Source organism: Lentiprolixibacter sp. (assembly GCF_982873095.1).
This window is the reverse complement of record NZ_CEYNTP010000312.1, coordinates 1-2,658: the sequence shown is the minus strand read 5'-3', so window position 1 is coordinate 2,658 and position 2,658 is coordinate 1. Positions and strand designations below refer to the sequence as shown.

Here is a 2,658-nt window from a genome sequence, read left to right as displayed (position 1 = left end):
CAACGGATGAGGAATTCGGGAAGGAAATACTGGATTTTCTAACGGCTGAGGAGTGCTATATCATAACCCTGACCTTCAATGCAGACCTGAGCGTTGTCTCTGAAAGTTCGGCAGACTATCTGCAAATCAATGTTAATCCCGGAGGTACGGGTCTTGATATCCCTTGTCCTACACAAAAAGATATGGACGAGAGTACCTACACCTTCGATGGGGAAACCTTAACCTATATTGATGATAGCCTTGAAACAGTTACAGTAAGCGTACAATTTTCGGGTAATACGATGATCATAAGTGCCGTTGAACTTGGGATCGATAATTTTGATACCGGCGGACAGCTCGTATTTACTAAACGATAGGTAACAATATAACAGTTAACAAACCCTCCCTTATTCGGAGGGTTTTTCTTTTAGTGGGCCTCAAGCCAATTTGATCCCTGTCCCAGATCAACTACCAGCGGTACGGACAGTTCAAAGGCGTTTTCCATTTCAGATTTGATCATGGTCTTTACCTCTTGCAGTTCAGGTTTGTATACGTCAAATACCAGTTCGTCATGCACCTGCAAAAGCATTTTGGTCTTAAAGTTTCCCTGGGTCAGTTTCTCATGGATACGGATCATGGCTATTTTGATGATATCGGCGGCACTTCCCTGAATAGGGGCATTCACGGCGTTGCGTTCTGCTGCTCCCCGGACCACGGCATTGCTTCCATTGATGTCCTTTAAATAGCGCCTTCTCCCCAATACGGTCTGCACATAGCCATTTTCGCGGGCAAAGTCGATTTGCTCCTGAATATAATTCCGCAGTTTGGGATAGGTTTTGTAATAGGTGTCGATGAGTTCTTTGGCTTCGGTTCGTGAAAGGTCGGTCTGATTGCTGAGCCCGAAGGCGGATACCCCATAAATAATACCGAAATTCACCGTTTTTGCATTGCCTCTTTGCTCCCTGCTAACTTCTGAAATGGGCACATTGAACACCCTTGAGGCCGTGGAGGCATGGATATCTTCCCCTTGTTTAAAGGCTTCTATCATATTGGTCTCATCGCTCAAGGCCGCAATGATCCGGAGTTCGATCTGGGAATAATCTGCTGCGAGCAAAATGTAATCTTCATTTCTTGGAATAAAGGCCTTGCGTACCTGTCGTCCACGTTCCGTCCGTATGGGTATATTCTGAAGGTTGGGGTTGTTGCTGCTCAGTCTTCCTGTGGCTGCAACGGTCTGCATATAATCCGTGTGGACCCTTCCCGTTTCCGGTGCCACCTGTTCCGGCAGGGCATCCACATAGGTGCTTTTCAGTTTGGTAAGCCCCCTGTATTCCAAAACATCCCTTATGATCTGATGGTCCTTGGCCAGGTAGGAGAGCACATCTTCTGCAGTGGAATACTGCCCGGTTCGTGTCTTTTTGGGTTTATCCACCAATTTGAGCTTATTGAACAGGATCTCCCCCAGTTGTTTCGGGGAGGCGATATTAAACTGTTCCCCGGCTTCCTCATAAATTTTCTTTTCCAGTGTTTTTATATCACTATCCAGTGCAGCCGAAAGGGACTGGAGGAAACCAATGTCCAGGTTGATCCCTTCAAGTTCCATGTCGGCAAGTACCCTAAGCAGCGGAACTTCTATCTCATCAAATAATTTGCGTGTACTGGCCGCTTCCAGTTCCGGGGCGAATTTCTGGGCCAGCTGGAAGGTGATATCGGCATCCTCCACGGCATATTCGGTCTGCTTCTCCAGAGGCACCTCCCGCATGCTTAACTGGTTGCGCCCTTTTTTTCCAATTAATTCGGTAATGGAAACCGGGGTATAGTTGAGGTAAGTTTCGGACAAGACATCCATATTATGCCGCATATCCGGATTAATGAGGTAGTGCGCTAACATGGTGTCAAAGAGCTTTCCTTTTACTTCTATATTGTATTTCTGCAGGACCTTGATGTCGTATTTCAGGTTTTGACCGATCTTCTCAATGTCCCCGGATGAAAAGAAGGGGCGTAGCTCCTCAAGCAGCTCCCGGGCTTCATGCTGTTCTTCCGGGAAGGGCAGGTAATAGCCCTTACCGGCTTCCCATGAAAATGCTATACCCACCAATTCTGCTTCCAAAGGATTCAGCGAGGTGGTTTCTGTGTCAAAACAAACTACGTTCTGCTGGAGTAGGTTTTGAAGGAATAATTTCCGACTCATGCCTGTGTTCACCAGTTGATAAACATGGGGGGTGTCTGCAAGTGTGCGCCGGCCCGAAATGACCTTGCCCTTTTCCTCTGAGCTGTCTGAACCAAATAGTGAAAACTGCCCGCTGCCCGCTACCTGCCCGGCCTTTTTGGTTTCAGTGCCCTTAGGGGTTTCCGCGTCGCTTTCCTTAGTCGGAGCAAAGAATATTTTTAAGAATTGTTCCCGTAACCTTCGAAATTCCAGGTCCTCGAATATGGCCTGGACCTTTTCGCTGTCGGGTTCGGAAAGTTCGTAGTCCTTCTCATCAAAATTCACATCGCAGGTTATACAGATGGTGGCCAGTTTTTTGGAGAGCTTTCCCAATTCAGCATTTTCCTCCACCTTTTCCTTCATTTTCCCCTTTAATTTGTCGGTATTGGCGAGAAGTCCCTCCAGGGAGCCGAATTCGGCAATGAATTTCTTAGCGGTTTTGTCCCCCACCCCCGGAAGGCCGGGAATAT

At 47.4% G+C, this 2,658-nt stretch carries 2 protein-coding genes; one reads left to right on the top strand and one right to left on the bottom strand.

The window, feature by feature from the left end; all coding sequences use genetic code 11:
• On the top strand, positions 1-356 hold a 356-nt coding region (locus AC4E7D_RS13690), incomplete at its 5' end, for a hypothetical protein (RefSeq protein ID WP_490174340.1).
• Positions 357-406: 50 nt separating this feature from the next.
• On the opposite strand, the gene polA is transcribed toward AC4E7D_RS13690, so the two are convergent.
• The coding region (gene polA, locus AC4E7D_RS13685) for a DNA polymerase I (protein WP_490174339.1) at positions 407-2,658 on the bottom strand (2,252 nt) is incomplete at its 5' end.